16 protein-coding genes are annotated in these 17360 nt (G+C 69.1%); 8 read left to right on the plus strand and 8 right to left on the minus strand.

Translation table 11 applies throughout. The features are described 5' to 3' along the window. Window positions 1–20: 20 nt before the first annotated feature. Window positions 21–1232, minus strand: a complete 1212-nt coding sequence (locus tag KDK82_RS24620) for a thiolase (protein ID WP_088166500.1) — start codon at window positions 1230–1232, stop codon at window positions 21–23. Next, window positions 1229–1633: a Zn-ribbon domain-containing OB-fold protein gene (locus KDK82_RS24625; protein WP_088166501.1), complete on the minus strand. Its 405-nt coding sequence runs from the start codon at window positions 1631–1633 to the stop codon at window positions 1229–1231. Before KDK82_RS24625 ends, KDK82_RS24620 begins: the two co-directional genes overlap by 4 nt. A 364-nt stretch (window positions 1634–1997) precedes the next feature. On the opposite strand from KDK82_RS24625, the gene fmdA reads away from it, so the two are divergent. The 5 genes from fmdA (at window position 1998) to KDK82_RS24650 (ending at window position 7288) form a co-directional block, all read left to right on the plus strand. After that, entirely contained in the window at window positions 1998–3230 is a 1233-nt protein-coding gene (gene fmdA / locus KDK82_RS24630; protein ID WP_013800071.1) for a formamidase, read from the plus strand. A gap of 17 nt (window positions 3231–3247) precedes the next feature. Then, entirely contained in the window at window positions 3248–3601 is a 354-nt protein-coding gene (locus KDK82_RS24635; protein ID WP_088166502.1) for a zinc ribbon domain-containing protein, read from the plus strand. 146 nt (window positions 3602–3747) lie between these two features. Next, the gene (locus KDK82_RS24640; protein WP_088166503.1) at window positions 3748–4773 is read left to right on the plus strand and encodes a tripartite tricarboxylate transporter substrate binding protein; all 1026 of its coding nucleotides are present in this window, start codon (window positions 3748–3750) and stop codon (window positions 4771–4773) included. A 146-nt stretch (window positions 4774–4919) separates the two neighbouring features. Beyond that, complete coding sequence (locus KDK82_RS24645) at window positions 4920–6161, plus strand: ABC transporter substrate-binding protein (protein ID WP_088166504.1); 1242 nt, start codon at window positions 4920–4922, stop codon at window positions 6159–6161. Beyond that, a complete protein-coding gene (locus KDK82_RS24650) occupies window positions 6158–7288 on the plus strand; it encodes a zinc-dependent alcohol dehydrogenase family protein (protein ID WP_088166505.1) in 1131 nt (376 codons plus the stop codon). Before KDK82_RS24645 ends, KDK82_RS24650 begins: the two co-directional genes overlap by 4 nt. Window positions 7289–7356: 68 nt before the next feature. On the opposite strand, the gene KDK82_RS24655 is transcribed toward KDK82_RS24650, so the two are convergent. From KDK82_RS24655 to KDK82_RS24680, 6 genes are all read right to left on the minus strand, one after another. Continuing rightward, a complete protein-coding gene (locus KDK82_RS24655) occupies window positions 7357–8748 on the minus strand; it encodes an amidase (RefSeq protein ID WP_013800076.1) in 1392 nt (463 codons plus the stop codon). Continuing rightward, on the minus strand, window positions 8732–8992 hold the full coding sequence (locus KDK82_RS24660) for a hypothetical protein (RefSeq protein ID WP_013800077.1): 261 nt from the start codon (window positions 8990–8992) through the stop codon (window positions 8732–8734). The genes KDK82_RS24655 and KDK82_RS24660 overlap by 17 nt, the downstream gene beginning before the upstream one ends. Continuing rightward, on the minus strand, window positions 8970–9941 hold the full coding sequence (locus tag KDK82_RS24665; RefSeq protein ID WP_088166506.1) for a tripartite tricarboxylate transporter substrate binding protein: 972 nt from the start codon (window positions 9939–9941) through the stop codon (window positions 8970–8972). Before KDK82_RS24665 ends, KDK82_RS24660 begins: the two co-directional genes overlap by 23 nt. A 353-nt stretch (window positions 9942–10294) precedes the next feature. Continuing rightward, complete coding sequence (locus KDK82_RS24670; protein ID WP_088166507.1) at window positions 10295–11806, minus strand: class I adenylate-forming enzyme family protein; 1512 nt, start codon at window positions 11804–11806, stop codon at window positions 10295–10297. Between the two features lie 14 nt (window positions 11807–11820). After that, a complete protein-coding gene (locus tag KDK82_RS24675) occupies window positions 11821–12828 on the minus strand; it encodes a tripartite tricarboxylate transporter substrate binding protein (RefSeq protein WP_088166689.1) in 1008 nt (335 codons plus the stop codon). A 155-nt stretch (window positions 12829–12983) separates the two neighbouring features. Then, window positions 12984–13946, minus strand: a complete 963-nt coding sequence (locus KDK82_RS24680) for a LysR family transcriptional regulator (protein WP_256974547.1) — start codon at window positions 13944–13946, stop codon at window positions 12984–12986. A 132-nt stretch (window positions 13947–14078) separates the two neighbouring features. Here KDK82_RS24680 and KDK82_RS24685 point away from each other — a divergent pair, with 132 nt between their 5' ends. The 3 genes from KDK82_RS24685 to KDK82_RS24695 are packed head-to-tail and all read left to right on the plus strand — an operon-like array spanning window position 14079 to window position 17358. Continuing rightward, window positions 14079–15302 carry a CaiB/BaiF CoA-transferase family protein gene (locus KDK82_RS24685; protein ID WP_179217975.1) on the plus strand — a complete coding sequence of 408 codons (1224 nt, stop codon included), beginning with the start codon at window positions 14079–14081 and terminating at the stop codon, window positions 15300–15302. 32 nt (window positions 15303–15334) lie between these two features. Next, window positions 15335–16354, plus strand: a complete 1020-nt coding sequence (locus KDK82_RS24690) for an NADPH:quinone oxidoreductase family protein (RefSeq protein WP_088166510.1) — start codon at window positions 15335–15337, stop codon at window positions 16352–16354. Continuing rightward, window positions 16351–17358, plus strand: a complete 1008-nt coding sequence (locus KDK82_RS24695) for a tripartite tricarboxylate transporter substrate binding protein (protein ID WP_034397674.1) — start codon at window positions 16351–16353, stop codon at window positions 17356–17358. Before KDK82_RS24690 ends, KDK82_RS24695 begins: the two co-directional genes overlap by 4 nt. The last annotated feature ends 2 nt before the right edge of the window (window positions 17359–17360 follow it).

Consider the following 17360-nt stretch of genomic DNA (forward strand, 5'->3'; position numbering starts at 1 on the left):
CGGTGTGCTTCCTGTGCGGTTCAGAGGGTTTCGGCGGTTCCCAGCACCGCCGTGGATTGGCTGGACAGCGTGCCGCCGTTGCCGTGCACCACGGCCGTGCGGTGGCGTCCCAGCTGGCGCTGGCCGGCCTCGCCGCGCAACTGGCGCACGGCCTCGATCAGCGCAAAGATGCCGTACATGCCCGGGTGCACGCAGGACAGGCCGCCGCCGTTGGTGTTGACGGCCAGCCGCCCGCCAGGCGCGATGCCGCCCTTGGACACGAAGGCGCCGCCCTCGCCCTTGGCGCAAAAGCCCAGGTCCTCCAGGAACAGCAGGGTGTTGATGGTGAAGGCGTCGTAGACCTGGGCCATGTCCATGTCGGCAGCGGTGAGCCCCGCCATGGCAAAGGCCTGGGCGCCGGATTGCGCGGCTGCCGTGGTGGTCAGGTCGGGCATGCAGGAGATCTGGCGGTTCCAGATGGCCGTGGCATTGCCCAGCACGTAGACGGGGGGGCGCGGCAGGTCGCGGGCGCGCTCGCCGCGCACCAGCACGATGGCGCCCGCGCCGTCCGTCACCAGGCAGCAGTCACGCACGCTCAAGGGGCTGGCGATGGGGCGGGCCGAGAGCACGTCCTCGATGGTCAGCGGGTCGCGCATGAAGGCTTCGGGGTTGAGCTGGGCCCAGGCACGCGCGGCCACGGCCACCTCGGCCAGTTGCTCGCGCGTGGTGCCGAACTCGTGCATATGGCGCGCGGCCGCCAGCGCATAGGCGGTCACGGGCAGCACGGGCTCGTAGGGGAACTCATAGGGCTGCGGGTCCAGGAAACGCCGCGCCGCCTGGCCTTCCTTGCGGCCGAAGGTGGCCGAGCGCTGGGCGCTGCCGTAGCACACCAGCACGGCCTTGCACTGGCCTGCCTCCAGCGCGCGGATGGCGGGCAGCAGGTGGGCGATGAAACTGCTGCCGCCGATCATCGTGCCGTCCACATAGGTCGGATTGATGCCCAGGTGCTCGATCACGGGCATGGTCCACATGCTGGCGTTGACGCTGCAGGTGGCCAGGCCGTCGATGTCCTGCATGGTCAGGCCCGCATCGGCCACGGCCGCATGGGCGGCGCGCACCAGCAGTGTCATGTCGTCCATGCCGGGCGCCTCGCCACAGCCATAGGTGGCGGCGCCGGCAATGGCCACGCGCCCGCGCAGCGGGCGGTTCACGGCGGCGGCGTCCAGGGTGGATTGGGGGATGCGGGTGTTCATGCTGCACCTCCCTGCGATCCCTGTGCCGCCTGTCCGAGCGCGGGCTGGAACAGCACCAGGCCGCGTCCGTCCTTGCTCGCCACATGGGCGCTCACGCGCTGGCCTATGCGCACGTCGGCCGGCGAAATGCCTTCGACGCGGCCCATCATGCGCACGCCTTCGTCCAGGTCGATCAGGGCCACGTTGTAGTCGCCACCGGCATCGCTCTTGCGCGCGACGGTGCTGGTGGAGTAGACCGTGCCCTGGCCGCTGGCGCGCACCCAGCGCAGCGGGCTGGCGCCGCAGTGCGGGCACAGCTCGCGCGGGGTGAAGACATGGCGCGTGCATTGCGTGCACTGCTGTATGCAGAAGCGGCCGGCATCGAGTTCGGCCTGGTAGTGGGTCTGTGCGCTCAGGTGCATGGGCGGTGTCTCCGTTCTCGGTATTCTTGGCGCTGCATCCGGCACGCGGGCGCAGCGGCTGTCCGCCAGCATGCCCGCATCGCGGGGCCGCTTCAATTCGCCAATCTGGAAGGGTGGCTTCACCAGTGCCGGCGCCCGGCTGTCAACCCAGGGTTGCTGCCTAGGCGGGCCGGCCGGCACGGCTGCTATGGTGTTTATGCATTCCCGGCCTTTTCTTCATACCCGCCCTGCGCCGCCTGCTGGTGCACCGAGGGCGCGCCGCTGCTTTGGCACAGCGTGGCGCCACAGGAAGGCCGGCAATGGCGCGCCGCACCCCGGCCCGTTCTCCGCTGTCGATCCCCACCCACCCAGGAGGTTTTTGCACATGACGGATACGCTGATCAAGGTGGACCTGAACCGCCCGCCCACCGACAACGAAAGAGTCCACAACCGCTGGCACCCGGACATTCCCATGGCCTGCTGGGTCCAGCCCGGCGACGACTTCATCCTGGAGACCTACGACTGGACCGGCGGCTTCATCAAGAACAACGACAGCGCCGACGATGTGCGCGACATCGACCTGACCACGGTGCACTACCTGTCCGGCCCCGTGGGCGTGAAGGGCGCCCAGCCCGGCGACCTGCTGGTGGTGGACCTGCTGGACATCGGCGCCAAGCCCGACAGCCTCTGGGGCTTCAACGGCTTTTTCTCCAAAAACAATGGCGGCGGCTTCCTGACCGACCATTTCCCCTCGGCCCAGAAATCGATCTGGGACTTCAAGGGCATGTTCACCAGCTCGCGCCACATACCAGGCGTGAACTTCCCCGGCCTCATCCATCCCGGCCTCATCGGCTGCCTGCCTGACCGGCCCATGCTGGAGATGTGGAACGAGCGCGAGCGCGCCCTGATCGCCACCGACCCCGAACGCGTGCCCGGACTGGCCAACCCGCCGTCGGCCGGCACGGCCCACATGGGCCAGATGCGCGGCGAGGCCCGTGACAAGGCCGCCGCCGAAGGTGCGCGCACCGTGCCGCCGCGCGAGCATGGCGGCAACTGCGACATCAAGGACCTCTCGCGCGGCGCCAAGGTGTTCTTTCCGGTCTATGTCGATGGCGCCGGCCTGAGCGTGGGCGACCTGCACTTCAGCCAGGGCGATGGCGAGATCACCTTCTGCGGCGCCATCGAGATGGCCGGCTGGGTGCACATGAAGGTCAGCCTCATCAAGGGCGGCATGGCCAAGTACGGCATCAAGAACCCCATCTTCAAGCCCAGCCCCATCACGCCACGCTATGACGACTACCTGATCTTCGAGGGCATCTCGGTGGACGAGAGCGGCAGGCAGCATTACCTGGATGTCAACGTGGCCTACCGCCAGGCCTGCCTGAACGCCATCGAATACCTGAAGAAATTCGGCTACAGCGGCGCCCAGGCGTATTCCATCCTGGGCACGGCGCCCGTGCAGGGCCATATCAGCGGCGTGGTGGACGTGCCCAACTCCTGCGCCACGCTGTGGCTGCCCACGGGCATCTTCGACTTCGACATCAACCCCAACGCGGCGGGGCCGGTCGTCCAGTTCGACGGCAGCATCGACATGCCCCTGTCCCCCGACCTGCGCTGACGCCAAGGAGTCCGCCCATGCCCACCTACGACTATGACTGCGTGCAATGCGGCGGCTTCGAGGCCCTGCGGCCGCTGCGCCTGCGCGACGAGCCCGCGGCCTGCCCCGGCTGCGGCACGGCTGCTGCGCGCGTGCTGGCCGCCGCGCCCCGGCTGGCGCTGATGGCCGACGGCACGCGCCGCGCCATGGACACCAACGAGCGCGCGCGCCACGAGCCCGCCAGCTCGCGCGACCATGACCATGGCTATGCGCGCTTCAAGCACCCGGCAGGCTGCGGCTGCTGCGGATCGGGGCGGCGCAGCGCCACGGTGACGGCGCCCAACGGCACAAAGTCCGCGCCCTCGCGGCGGCCCTGGATGATCAGCCACTAGGCTGCAGCGGAGTGGACCGCTTCCCAGGGTTTCCACCGCTTGGGAGCCCTGGAAGCGCGCCTTCCACATTCGCGAAACACGGCGCAGGTCGGCTTGCCCAGAATGGGCCGCGCGGCAAGCCGCCGCCCGTTGCCCGGAGTTTCGCCATGCCCCCGTCTTCCTTCCCATCCTCTTGCCCGTCTTCCTTTTCGTCGCAGCGCCGCCGCCTGCTGTCCGCCGGCGGCGCGCTGGCTGCCAGCAGCCTGTTTCCCGCAGCCCGTGTGGCCCATGCGGCCGATGCCTGGCCCACGCGGCCCGTGCGCTTCATCGTGCCCTTTCCGCCCGGCGGTCCCGTGGACACCACGGCGCGCGCCTTCACCCAGAAGCTGGGCGAGATCTGGCAGCAGCCCAACCTGGTGGACAACCGCGCGGGCGCCGGCGGCATGGTGGGTGCGGCCCTTGCGGCCAAGGAGCCTGCCGACGGCTACACGCTGTTCGTGGGCTCCATCCACCATGCGGTGAACCCGGCGCTGCAGCCAAAGATGACCTACGACATAGAGCGCGACTTCGCGCCCGTGAGCTTTGCTGCCATGTTCCCGGTCTTCCTGGTGGCCCATCCCTCGGTGCCCGCCAGCAATGTGCGCGAGCTGATCGCGCTGGCCAAGTCCGGCAACGGCCTGAGCTTCGGCTCCTCGGGCAATGGCGGCGGCACGCACCTGGCGGGTGAGCTGTTCAACATGCATGCAGGCATCAAGCTGCAGCACATTCCCTACAAGGGCAGCGCGCCGGCCATGAACGACCTGCTGGGCGGCCAGGTGCAGCTGATGTTTGCCGATGCGCCCAGCGCGCTGCAGCACATCAAGTCCGGCCGCATCAAGGTGCTGGGCGTGGCCAGCCGCCAGCGCTCGGCCATGCTGCCCCAGGTGCCCACCATTGCCGAGTCGGGCCTGCCCGAGTACGAGGCCTATTCCTGGGCCGCGCTGTTTGCGCCGGCCCGCACGCCGCCCGCCGTGCTGGCGCGCATCAACGCCGACTTCAACACCGCGCTGCGCGATGCCGCCGTGCGCCAGCGCCTGCTGACGGCGGGCGCCGAGGCCGACCCCGGCACCCAGCAGCAGATGCGCGAGCGCCTGAGCAGCGAGCTGCGCAAATGGGCCCAGGTGGTCAAGGTGGCCGGCATCCAGGCGGACTGAGCGCGACGGCGGGCCGGACTCGGGACAAACCCGGCTTCGCAGCGCTGCAACCCCGCCTTTCGCAATCGCGCATAGGCGGGCCGCTATGGCCTGCTTAGGCTTGCCTTCGGTATCCAGAAAAACAACCCCGAGACAAGGAGACGGATATGCGGAAAGGCTTGATGCGAGGCGGCTTGACCAAGGCGCGCGCTGTCGGCTGCGCGCTGGGCGCCGGCCTGCTGTGGACGGCGGCGGCGCAGGCGCAGCAGATATCGGACGATATGGTGCGCATCGGCGTGCTCAGCGACATGTCGGGCCTGTACGCGGACACGGCGGGGCGCGGCTCCGTCGAGGCCGCGAAGATGGCCGTGGCCGACTTCGGCGGCCAGGTGCTGGGCAGGAAGATCGAGGTGGTCTGGGCCGACCACCAGAACAAGGCCGACGTGGGCGCCACCCATGCGCGCACCTGGTTCGACCGCGACGGCGTGGACCTGATCGTGGACATCAACAACACGGCCGTCGCCATCGCCGTCAACAACCTGGCGCGTGAGCGCGGCAAGATGGTGATCAACACCGGCGGCGCCTCGGACATCCTCACCAACGAGCACTGCGCGCCCACTGCCATCCACTACACCTACGACAGCTATGCGCTGGCCAATGGCGCGGTGCGCGGCATCCTGGCGCAGGGCAAGAAGGACTGGTTCATCCTGGGCGTGGACTATGCCTTCGGCAAGGCCATGACGGCCAACGTGACCGACTTCCTGAAAGACGGCGGCGGCAAGCTGGTGGGCACCACCTTCCATCCGCTCAACGCCAGTGATTTCTCGTCCTTCCTGCTGCAGGCCCAGGCGTCCAAGGCCTCGGTGATCAACCTGGCCAATGCCACCAGCGACACGGTCAACGCCATCAAGGCCGCGCACGAGTTCGGCATCGCGCCCAGGCAGACCCTGGTGCCCAGCCTGCTGTTCATCAACGACGTGCATGCGCTGGGCCTGCGCTACGGCCAGGGCATGGTGCTGACCACGGGCTTTTACTGGGACCGCACCGAAGCCACGCGCGCCTGGTCGCGGCGCTTCTTCGAGAAGATGAAGAAGATGCCCTCCATGATCCATGCGGGCGCCTACTCGGCCGTCACCAACTACCTCAAGGCCGTGCAGGCCACCAGGGGAGACGACGGCAACGCGGTGGCGCGCCAGCTCAAGCAGATGCCCATCGAGGACTTCTTCGCCCAGAACGGCAAGGTGCGCGAGGACGGCCGCATGGTGCACGACATGTACCTGGTGCAGATCAAGAAGCCCGAGGAATCCAGATACCCCTGGGACTACTACAAGGTGCTTTCCACCATTCCCGGTGACGAGGCCTTCCGCCCGCTGTCCAAGAGCAGCTGCAAGCTGGTGAAGACATCATGAAGACACGCGCCGCCGTACTCACGAGAACGGGCGCAGCCGCGCCCTATGCCGACAGCCGCCCGCTGGAGATCTGGGAGGTGGACCTGGCGCCGCCCGGCCCCGGCGAGGTGCTGGTCAAGGTGGCCGCCGCAGGCGTGTGCCACTCCGACCTGTCCATCATCAACGGCGACCGTCCGCGCGACACGCCCATCGTGCTCGGCCATGAGGCCGCAGGCGTGATCCAGGCGCTGGGCGAGGGCGTGACCGACCTGGAGGTGGGCGACCACGTGGTCATGCTCTTCGTGCCCGGCTGCGGCAACTGCCAGCCCTGCGCCGAGGGCCGGCCCGTGCTGTGCGAGCCCGCAGGCCAGGCCGGCGTGGCGGGCACCCTGCTGTCGGGTGCCAGGCGGCTGTCGCGCAATGGCCAGTCCATCTCGCACTTCGTCGGCGTCTCGGCCTTTGCCGAGCACGCCGTGCTCTCGCGCCGCGGCGTGCACCGCATCGACAAGTCGGTGCCGCTGGAGCTGGCCGCGCTGTTCGGCTGCGCCGTGATGACCGGCGTGGGCGCGGTGGCCAATACCGCCAGGGTGAGCCCCGGCCAGAGCGTCGCCGTGGTGGGGCTGGGCGGCGTGGGCCTGTCCTCGGTGATGGGCGCGGCGGCGGCGGGCGCGGCCCGCGTGGTGGCCGTGGACCTCAATGCCGACAAGCTGGCCATGGCGCGCGATTTCGGCGCCACCGATACCGTCAATGCCGGCGACGAGGATGTCGTCAAACAGGTGCGCGAACTGACGGGCGGCGGTGTGGACCATGCCTTCGAGATGGTGGGGTCGGCCAAGGCACTGGAGATGGCCTACCGCATCACGCGGCGCGGCGGCCAGACCGTGACGGCGGGCCTGCCCTCCAGCGCCCAGGCCATCAGCCTGCCGGTCTGGCACCTGGTGGCCGAGGAGCGCACGCTCAAGGGCTGCTACATGGGCAGCTGCGTGCCGCGCCGCGACATCGACCGCTATCTCGCCCTGCATGCGGCCGGCAGGCTGCCGGTGGACCGCCTGGTCACCGGCCACCTGACGCTGGACCAGATCAACGAGGGCTTCGACCGCCTGGCGCGTGGCGAGGCCATACGCCAGATCATCCGCATGGAGGCCTGATAGGAGGTCAGGCTGATCAGCGAGGACCGGGGCTGCTGCTGCGGCTGTGTCCAAGCCAAGCACGGCGGTCAGGTGCCGTCGGGCAGCAGCTGGTTTTCCCAGCCGGTCAGCCGCTCGATGGCACGGGCCACCTGCAGGATGCGGGCCTCGTCGAAGTAGCGTCCCACCACCTGCACGGCCAGCGGCAGGCCTTGCGGCGACAGGCCGACCGGCACGCTGATGGCCGGGTGCCCGGTCACGTTGAAGGCATGGGTCTGCACCGGCCAGTGGCGGAAATGCGGCATGGGATCGAAGCGCGGCGCCGTATCCAGGGTGATGGCGGTCAGCAGCACGTCGCAGCGGTCCAGGGCCGCGTCCACGCGGGCCGCCAGCATGCGGCGCACGCGCAGGGCGTTCAGGTAGTCCTCCGAGGACACGGTGGCGCCCAGCAGCAGCCGCGCCGCCGTGAGCTCGCCATAGTCCAGCGGGCGCGAGCGCAGGTCCTGCGCATGGATGGTGAACATCTCGGCACTGAGGATGACGCGGCCGGCCGCCAGGAACTGCTGGCTGTGGGGCAGGCTCACGTGGATGGGACGGGCGCCGGCCTCGGCCAGCAGGGCGGCCGTGCGATCGAAGGCCGAAAGGAACGTGGGCGACGCCTGGGGCGACGACTGGAAGTGGTCCTGCGGCACGCCGATGGTCAGGCCCTTCACGCCCTGCTCAAGCCCCGTGCAGTAGTCGTCCACGGGTTCGGTGGAGCTGGCCGGGTCCAGCGGGTCGTGCCCGGCCAGCACCTGCAGCGCAATGGCTGCGTCCTCCACGCTGCGCGACAGCGGGCCGCAGTGGTCCAGCGTCCAGGCCAGCGGAAACACGCCGTGCTTGGAGACGCGGCCGTAGGTGGGTTTCAGCCCCACGGCGCCGCACCAGGCGGCCGGTATGAGGATGGAGCCGCCCGTGCAGGTGCCCAGGGCCAGCCGCGTGAAACCCGCCGCAATGGCGGCGCCCGAGCCCGACGACGATCCGCCCGGGATATGGGCCAGGTCCCAGGGATTGCGGGCTGCGGGAAATGGCAGGTCGGGGCTGGGCGCGCCGATGGCGAACTCGTGCGTGGCCAGCTTGCCCAGGATGATGGCACCGGCATCGCGCAGGCGCCGCACCGGCGTGGAATCCTCCTCGGGCACATAGTCCAGGCTCAGCCAGGACTGGCAGGTGGTCGGCAGGCCGGCCACGTCGTAGACGTCCTTGATGGCCACGGGAATGCCATGGAGCAGCGGCAGGTCGGCGCTTTCGGCGCGTGCCATGTCTGCGCTGCGCGCAGCCTCCATGGCACCGCTGGCATCGAGATTGGTGAAGGCATGGATGTCGATGTCCATGGCGCGGATGCGCCCCAGCGCCGCCCGGGTCAGCATCTCCGAGGTGGTCTTGCCGGCGCGCAGCGCGCTGGCCATCTGCCGTATGGAAAGTTCAGGACTGCCGCGCATGGTTGCTCTGACGGGAAATGGTGGTGTGGATGTGCGAGGGACCCGCCTCATGCGCCAGTTCGTTGACGAGGCCGCGGTGCTCCATCAGCAACTGGTGCTCCGCCAGGATGGGTCCCAGCCGCTCGAAGGGGATGTCGATGCCGTGCTTTTTCAGCGCATTGAGCAATTCGTGCAGCGCATTGACATCGGGCCCTGCCAGTTTCTGCGGCGAAGGGGGTATTTCAGATTTTCGCGATGCCGGCATCACTGACCACCTTTCTCCATTTTCTGGCGTCGTCGGATACGAATGCCTTGGTGTTGTCCACGGATTTCCAAAGGGGAATGCTGCCAAGCTCCATGAATTTCTTCTGCACCTTTTCGTCGGTCAGGATATTTTTCATCTGTGCATTGATGGCGTTCACTATCGCGGCCGGCGTGCCCTTGGGTGCCATGAGCACATTCCATGAGGTCTCGTTGAAATTGCCGAGCCGGGCCGGGCTTTGCTCGCTGAGCGTCTGCCAGTCGGGCATGAGGGGCGAGCGCTCGCGCGTGGCCACGCCCACGCGATTGACCTTGCCCTGGTTCACATACTGCTTGGCCGTGATCAACAGGTCGAAGGCGATATCGACCTGGCCGCTGACCAGGTCGGCCATCATGGGCGCGGCGCCCTGGTAGGGGATGTGCAGCATGCGTATGTCGGCGGCCAGGCTCAGGGCCTCGGCCGCCATGTGGCCCGCGCTGCCATAGCCCGGCGTGGCATAGGTCAGCTTGCCGGGGCTGCGCCGCGCCAGCTCGATCAGGTCCTGCACCGACGACAGCTGCAGGCCCGGGCGTGTGATGAGCACCAGAGGACTGTCGTTGATGGTGGAGATGGCTTCCAGGTCGTTGGCCACGTCATACCCGGCCTGCGTGTACAGCGCGCCCGAGATGGTCTGGGCCGTGGTGCAGATCAGCAGCGTATATCCATCGGGACTGGCCTTGGAGACCTGGCGCGCGCCGATGTTGCCCGAGGCGCCAGGGCGGTTTTCCACCACCACGTTGACGCGCAGGCGTTGTGCAAGCTCCTTGGCGATGATGCGCCCCACGACATCAGTGCCACCGCCTGCCGGGAAAGGTACAACCAGCGTGATCTGCCGGTCTGGCCAGGCCGCATTAACCAGGCTGGCAGCGACCAGGAAAATACCTCCGAGAAACAGGCTGAGGATTCTTTTCATGGGCTTGATTCATGTGGTTGCGGGGGGTGAGGATGCATGCCCTGTGCAGATCCGGGCCGACACGCCGGGATGCATCTCACGATGGATCCGGTAACTGCAGCCAAGGCCAAGGCAGGCAAAAAATAATGAATTTGTTAAAACTATTGAAACATTGAGTGCCATAGTTTTACATCATGAAGGATGGGGTGCAAGGCCTGCGGATGCGCAATGTAGGGGTGTTGCGTCCATGCTGCAGAGGCCGGCTCCGGAAGGCAGTGGCGCGTGCGCACATCCGGACATGGGGCAGGGAAGGGGCAGGCAAGACAAAGGTTGCACCGGCAGCGGTGCCGGCGCAACTGCTGGGCGGCCCGGGCTCAGGAAACGCGCAGCGCCTGTTCCTGCAGCAGGCGCTTGAGCACCTTGCCGTTGGGGCTGGTGGGCAGCTCGGCCAGGGGCACGATGCGGGCGGGCAGCTTGTAGGGCGCCAGCCGTTCGCGCAGGTGGGAGCGCGCTGCGGCGCTGTCCAGCGTGGCGCCGGGCTGCAGCTCGACAAAGGCGATGACCTCCTCGTTGCCATCGCCCTCGGGCCGCCCGACCACGGCGCTGCGCTGCACGCCGGGCAGCTCGTTGAGCGCCAGTTCCACCTCGGCCGGATAGACGTTGAAGCCCGAGCGGATGATCATTTCCTTGAGCCGTCCCACCACGAAGAGTGCGCCGTCGGCATGCAGCTCGCCCAGGTCGCCGCTGGCGTACCAGCCGCCCTCGCGCATCACGGCGGCCGTGGCCTGGTCATCGCGGAAGTAGCCATGCATCAGGCCGCGCCCGCGTATCCACAGCTCGCCGCGCTCGCCCACCGGCAGGCTGCGGCCCGTGGCCGGGTCCACGGCGCGCACTTCCGCGCCTTCCACCACGTAGCCCGCGCTGGTGTCGGGCCGCTGCTCGCCCTGTCGCGTGAGGTGGACCGACCCTGCGTATTCCGACAGGCCGTAGCCATGGTGCAGCGCCTGGCCGAAGGCGGCCTCCACGCGCTTTTTCAGCGTCAGGTCCAGCGGGCCGGCGCCGGTATAGACATAGCGCAGCGCTGGCGCCTGCGGGTGGGCAATGCCCTGCTCCTGCAGATAGGCCAGCAGGCGCGCGTACAGCGCAGGCGGCCCCTGAAGCTGGGAGATGCCGTGGCGGGCCAGCGCATCCAGAAGATCGGCGGGGTCGAACTGCGGGCGCATCACCATCTGCGCGCCCGCATGCAGCGAGGCCAGCAGCACCGTGCCCAGACCGAAGATGTGGGTCATGGGCACGAAGGCATAGCTGCGGTCCTGCGGACCCAGGCCGCGCGATGCGGCCGAGACGCGAGCGAACAGCGTCAGCGCGTCATGCCCCACCATCACGCCCTTGGGCGTGCCCGTGGTGCCCGAGGTGAAGATCAGCGCCGCCACCTCGTCCTGCAGCGCACCGGATTCGGCCACCGCCTGCGCGCGCACCGGGCTGTGCTGCATGCCGGCCAGGGCCGAGTCGCCTGCGCCAAAGCGCCGCGCGTGGCCGCTGGCGCTGTCCGATGCGGCCGAGGTGAAATACACCACGCGCGCATCGGCCTTGGCCGCAAAGGCATCGATCTCGCCGGGCGCCATGCGCGCGTTCACGCCGCAGGACCAGGCGCCCACGCGGCTGCAGGCCAGGATCAGCGCCGCATGCTCGGGGCAGTTCTCGGCCACGACCAGCACGCGGTCGCCGGGCCGCACCTGCAGCGCGCGCAGCTCGGCCTCGGCCGTGTCCGCCAGCGCGCCCAGGTCGGCAAAGCTCAGGCTGCTGCAGTCGGGCAGGTGGATGAAGGGGCGCTGCGGCGCTTCGGCCAGCCAGCGGTCCAGCAGATGGTGTATTCGTTGACTCATGCTCCGCGTATCCCTCAGTCCACCACAATGCCTTGGGTGACGGTGGCCCACATCGCGCGCTCCTTGGCACCGCGCTCGGCCAGTTTCTGGGGGGCGCCGGTCCACTCTTCGTAGCCCAGTTCCTTGAGGCGCTTGCGCAGCTCCGGCTGGGCCAGGGCGGCGTTGATGGACTTGTTCAGGCGAGCCACGAGTTCAGGCGACATGCCCTTGGGCCCATAGACGCCATACCAGCCGCCCACGTCGAAGCCCTTGAGGCCTTCGATGCCGGACTCGGCAAAGGTGGGCACATCGGGCAGCGAGGCATTGCGCTGTGGGGAAGTCACGGCCACGGCGCGCACCTTGCCGCTCTGGATGTAGGTGCTGGCGGTGCTGATGATGTCCAGCATCATGCTCAACTGGCCGCCGATCACGTCGGTCATGGCCGGTGCGTTGCCCTTGTAGGGGATGTGGTTCATCTCGATGCCGCTGCGCCGCGCGAACAACAGCGCGCCCAGGTGGTTGGAGCCGCCCACGCCGGCCGAGCCGTAGTTGAGCTTTTGCGGATGGGCCTTGGCATAGGCCACGAGCTCGGCCGTGGTCTTGTAGGGCTCATTGTTGTTGACCACCAGCACGTTGTAGTAGCTGAGCACGGGCGCCACGGGCGTGAGGTCACGGGCCGGGTCGAAGGACATCTTGCTCATCACGTTGGGGCTGATGGTGATGGTGGGGCTGGCCGCGAACCACAGCGTGAGGCCATCGGGCCTGGCGCGCACGACCTCGCTGCCGGCCATGGTGGCGTTGGCGCCGGGCTTGTTCTCCACCACCACCGAGGCGCCCAGCTCCTTGGTCAGCGCCACGCTGAGCAGGCGGGCGCCCTGGTCCACGGGGCCACCGGCCGAGTAGCCCACGATGAGACGCACGGGCTGCGCGTCCTGCGCGGCGGCGGGGAGGGCGGTCAGGGTGGCTAGGGCGGTCACCAGGGACGCCAGAAGCGGGGCATGGGCCAGGGTGGCCAGGGCCTTGCGGCGGTGTTGGGCGGGCATGTGCATGTCTCCTGCAAAAAATGAATGAAGCGCTGCCGTGGCCTGCACGGCGGCGCGCCCGGTCTGCGCCGGACATGCAGGCAATGGTGCGCACGCAGGCGCTTCTTGGGAATCTGCTTTTGCCTAAGCCGGGGTTTGCCGGCTGTTAGGACGTCCTAGGAAGACAGGTCCGCGCCCGCCTCCTCGGCGCCCGTCTGCCAGCTAGGTGCGGCGGTGACGATGGCCTCGCGCAGGAACTGCTGGAAGGCGCGGGCCGCCATGGTGGGCTGGCGGTCGGGCATGCGCATCAGGTACATGGCATTGCCCAGGCCGGAGAACACCACCTGGTCCAGCACGGCCACCAGGGTGCCACCGGCCAGCGCGGCCGAGGTCACGTAGTCCGGGAGCAGGGCCAGGCCCAGGCCGTCCAGCACGGCGTCGTACAGCAGGCGGTAGTCGCCCGATTGCAGCGAGGGCAGCACATCGAGGGCAGCGGCGACGCCATCGTCGCCGCTGCCGGCCAGCCAGGCCAGCCTGCCGCCCATGGCCAGCGGCAGGATGAGGCGGGCCTGCAGCAGGTCGGCAGGCGCGCGCAGGGGCCGGCCCAGCGACTGCTCCAGCGCCTGCAGGCAGGCGGGCGTGGCCACGAAGTTCCAGCGCACATCGCACAGCCGCGTGGCCACCAGATCGTCCAGCGGCGCGGAGGTGATCTGCACCGCCAGATCGACCTTGGAGGCCACGAGGTCGGCCATCTGGTCGTTGATCAGCAGGCGCAGGCGGATGTCGGGATGCTCGCGGCAAAAGCCCAGGATCAGCGGCTTGAGATAGAAATGCCCGAAGCCGGTGGGCACGCGCACGCCCACCTCGCCGCTCACGGTGGAGCGCAACTGGTGGATGGCATCGCGGGCGCGCTGCAGCTCCTCCATCATGGCCAGGCAGCGCCGGTACAGCAGCTGGCCGGCCTGGGTGAGCTCCACATTGCGCGTGGTGCGGCGCAGCAGCTGCGTGCCCATCTCGGTCTCCAGCGCACGCAGCCGGCGCGAGACGTTGGAGCGCGTCATGCCGCCGCGCTCGGCCGCCCGCGTGAGGCTCTTGGCCTCGGCGATGTCGATGAAGACGCGGCACAGGTTCAGGTCCATCTCGGCATTCTTTGCAGGGCCGGGGCCGGCCATTGTTGATCGGGAGTCACCAGGCCTGGCCTGCTGGCGAGGATTGTGGCGCCTGCCCTGCCTCCCTAGCATGGAGGAAACCATGGCGAAAGGCCGCTGACCGTGAACCAAGAAGCTTTGCAAACCGCGCCGCCGGCGCCCCTGGCGCACTACCGTGTGCTCGATCTGAGCCAGGGCGTGGCCGGCCCCTACTGCACCCACCTGCTGTCGCGCCAGGGCGCCGAGGTGATCAAGGTCGATCCGCCCGAAGGCGACTGGGCGCGCCACGTGGGCATCTCGCGCGATGGGCACAGCAGCCTGTCGGCCACCTACAACGCGGGCAAGCGCAGCATTGCCGTCGATGCGCGCCAGGCCCAGGGGCGCGCGCTGCTGCTGCGGTTGGCGCGCGAGGCCGACATCGTGGTGCAGAACTTCCGCCCCCAGGTCGTGCAGCGCATGGGCGTGGACTACGACAGCCTGCGCGCGGCCGGCCTGGACCCGGTGTACGTCTCCATCAGCGGCTACGGACCCACGGGGCCGTATGCCGACCGGCCCGCCACCGATTCCGTCATGCAGGCCGACACGGGACTGATGACCAGCAACCGCGACGCGCAGGGCCAGCCGCAGCGCGTGGGCCTGCTGCTGGCCGACATCGCGGCCGGTGTCTATGCTGCACAGGCCTGCACGGCGGCCCTGCTGGGCAAGGCGCGCAGCGGGAGCGGGCGCCATGTGGAGCTGAACCTGTTCGAGGTCTGCTGCGCCCTGCAATCCACGGTGCTGGCCGAAGACACGCTGCGCGGCGGCCTGCCCGCCGAAGGCGTGAGCGCCCCCAACGGCGTGTTCGCCACGGCCGATGGCTTCATCACCGTGCTGGCCCTGAACAACGACCAGTTCGAGCGGCTGTGCCGCGCGCTGGACCTGCCGCACTGGATGCAGGACGTGCGCTTTGCCACCAATGCGGGCCGCATGGCCCACCGCCCTGTGCTGCATGCCGGGCTGCAGGCCTTGCTGGCGCAGCAGCCGCGCGCCCACTGGGAGCAGCGCCTGGCCGCACAGGGCGCCCTGCATGCGGGCGTACGCACGCTGGCCGACGTGGTGGCGCACCCCCAGGCCGTGCACCGCGCATCGTTCGCCACGCTGGCGCAGCCCGGCTTCGGGCCGCTGCTGTATGCGGCATCACCCTGGCCGGCAGACGCAGCAGCTTCCGGTGCATCCCTTGGCGCCGCGCCGCGCACGGGCGAGCACACGCGCCAGATCCTGGCCGAGGCCGGCTGCACGCCGCAGGAGATCGATCAACTGATAGACAGTGAGGTTGTGCGCCAGTGCGCGGCGGAGGAAATGGCATGAGCGCCCCGGCATCCGCATCCCCGCACTCCCGCATGCAGGCCCTGGTCTGCCATCAATTCGGCGCGCCGCACGAGGTGGTCAGCCTGCAGTCCATGGACCGGCCCGGCCAACCCCTGGGACCGCACCAGGCCAGGATTGCCGTGGCCTACGCCAACGTCAGCCACGCCACGGGCCTGCTGATCGAGGGCCGCTACCAGCGGCGCCCGCCGCTGCCCTTCGTGCCCGGCACCGAAGGCGTGGGGCGCGTGCTGGAATGCGGCAGCGCGGTGCAGCACCTGCAGCCCGGCGATGCCGTGGCCTTCATTGCCGACTGGGGTGCCTTTGCGCAGGAAACGGTGGTGCATGCATCCACCGTCTACCGCCTGCCCCCGGGCATGCCCTGGCTGCAGGCCCTGCCCATTCCCCTGTCCTACGGCACGGCCTACACGGCCCTGCACTGGCGCGCGCGCCTGCAGGAAGGCGATGTGGTGCTGGTGCTGGGCGCCGGTTCGGGCGTGGGCGCCGCGGCGGTGGAAGTGGCCCGGCAGACGCCCGACGTGCAGGTCATCGCCTGCGCCAGCACCGAGGCCAAGCGCGCCGATGCGCTGCGCCGCGGCGCGCACCAGGCAGTCACCCCGCAGGACCTGGCCGCCCAGGTCAAGCAGGCCACGCAGGGCCGGGGCGCCTCCCTGGTCTTCGACCCCGTGGGGGGCGATCTCTTGCTGCAGGCACTGCGCGCGGCCGCGCAGAACGCGCAGCTGCTGAGCGTGGGCTTTGCCAGCGGCGCCATTCCCGCCGTGCCCATGAACCTGGCCCTGGTCAAGAACCTCACGCTGCACGGCCTCTTCTACGGCCGCTACATCGGCTGGACACCGGCCGATGAGCGCCAGGCCTTCGCGGCGCAGCTGCAGCCCGTCATCGCCACGCTGCTCGACTGGGCGGCCCGGGGATGCATCCATCCCCAGGTCAGCCAGGTCTTCGCCATGCATGAACTGCCGGCTGCGCTGGATGCGCTGCACGGCCGCAACGTGACCGGCAAGCTCGCACTCGCCATTCAAGGAGACAAGGTATGACAACGCAACGCACAGGCCCCGCGCTTTCCCGCCGCACCCTGCTGGGCGCCGCTGCGGCGCTGGCCGCATGGAGAACGGCAGGCGCGCAGCCATCCGCCGGGGCCCAGGGCTATCCCAAGGCGCCCATCCGCGTCGTCGTGCCCTATCCACCGGGCGGGCCTACCGACGTGGTCGGGCGCGTGGTCACCACGCGGCTGGGCGAGGCGCTGGGCCAGCCCCTGGTGGTGGACAACAAGGCCGGCGCCAGCGGCATGGTCGGCGCGGCGCTGGTGGCCAAGGCGCCGGCCGACGGCTACACGCTGCTGGTCAACGCCTCCATCCACGTCATCAACCCCTACGTCTATGCCAGCGCGCCCTATGACGCCTTCCGCGATTTCGAGCCGGTCACGCAGCTGGTCGATGTGCCCCTGGTGCTGGTCGTGGGCAGCCAGCTTCCGGTGCGCAATGTGCAGGAACTGATCGCCTGGGCCAAGGCCCATCCGGGACAGGTGAACTTCGGCTCGGCCGGCAATGCGTCGTCACAGCACCTGTCGGGCGAGCTGTTCCGCTTGAAGACCGGCGCGCAGATGCAGCATGTGCCCTACAAGGGCAGCTCGCCGGCCCTGACCGACCTGATGGGCGGGCAGATCCAGCTCATGTTCGACTCCATGCCCTCGGCCATGCCCTTCATTGCCTCGGGCCGGCTGCGTGCGCTGGCCGTCACCTCGGCCAGTCGCTCGCCCTCCCTGCCCGATGTGCCCACCATGGAAGAGGCCGGCATGCCCGGCTTTCGCACCAGCACCTGGTATGGCCTCTGGGCGCCGAAGAACACGCCCCAGGACGTGGTGCAGAAACTGTGGACCGAGTCCCGCCGCGTGCTTGCCGAACCCCAGATCGCCGCGCAATACCGCCGCCTGGGCGCCGAGCCCGTGGGCTCCACGCCCGCCGAGTTCGCGCGCTACATCCAGGCCGAAGCCCGCAAGTGGGAAGAGATCGTGAAGGCTTCGGGGGCGCGGGCGGATTGAGG

Origin of the sequence: Delftia sp. K82, assembly GCF_002193035.1 — a bacterium.
Taxonomy (GTDB): domain Bacteria; phylum Pseudomonadota; class Gammaproteobacteria; order Burkholderiales; family Burkholderiaceae_C; genus Comamonas; species Comamonas acidovorans.

Coding starts and splice junctions, on each gene's coding strand:
- KDK82_RS24620 (WP_088166500.1), bottom strand. CDS start 1,232: ATGAACACCCGCATCCCCCAATCCACCCTGGACGCCGCCGCCGTGAAC.
- KDK82_RS24625 (WP_088166501.1), bottom strand. CDS start 1,633: ATGCACCTGAGCGCACAGACCCACTACCAGGCCGAACTCGATGCCGGC.
- fmdA (WP_013800071.1), top strand. CDS start 1,998: ATGACGGATACGCTGATCAAGGTGGACCTGAACCGCCCGCCCACCGAC.
- KDK82_RS24635 (WP_088166502.1), top strand. CDS start 3,248: ATGCCCACCTACGACTATGACTGCGTGCAATGCGGCGGCTTCGAGGCC.
- KDK82_RS24640 (WP_088166503.1), top strand. CDS start 3,748: ATGCCCCCGTCTTCCTTCCCATCCTCTTGCCCGTCTTCCTTTTCGTCG.
- KDK82_RS24645 (WP_088166504.1), top strand. CDS start 4,920: ATGCGGAAAGGCTTGATGCGAGGCGGCTTGACCAAGGCGCGCGCTGTC.
- KDK82_RS24650 (WP_088166505.1), top strand. CDS start 6,158: ATGAAGACACGCGCCGCCGTACTCACGAGAACGGGCGCAGCCGCGCCC.
- KDK82_RS24655 (WP_013800076.1), bottom strand. CDS start 8,748: ATGCGCGGCAGTCCTGAACTTTCCATACGGCAGATGGCCAGCGCGCTG.
- KDK82_RS24660 (WP_013800077.1), bottom strand. CDS start 8,992: ATGCCGGCATCGCGAAAATCTGAAATACCCCCTTCGCCGCAGAAACTG.
- KDK82_RS24665 (WP_088166506.1), bottom strand. CDS start 9,941: ATGAAAAGAATCCTCAGCCTGTTTCTCGGAGGTATTTTCCTGGTCGCT.
- KDK82_RS24670 (WP_088166507.1), bottom strand. CDS start 11,806: ATGAGTCAACGAATACACCATCTGCTGGACCGCTGGCTGGCCGAAGCG.
- KDK82_RS24675 (WP_088166689.1), bottom strand. CDS start 12,828: ATGCCCGCCCAACACCGCCGCAAGGCCCTGGCCACCCTGGCCCATGCC.
- KDK82_RS24680 (WP_256974547.1), bottom strand. CDS start 13,946: ATGGACCTGAACCTGTGCCGCGTCTTCATCGACATCGCCGAGGCCAAG.
- KDK82_RS24690 (WP_088166510.1), top strand. CDS start 15,335: ATGCAGGCCCTGGTCTGCCATCAATTCGGCGCGCCGCACGAGGTGGTC.
- KDK82_RS24695 (WP_034397674.1), top strand. CDS start 16,351: ATGACAACGCAACGCACAGGCCCCGCGCTTTCCCGCCGCACCCTGCTG.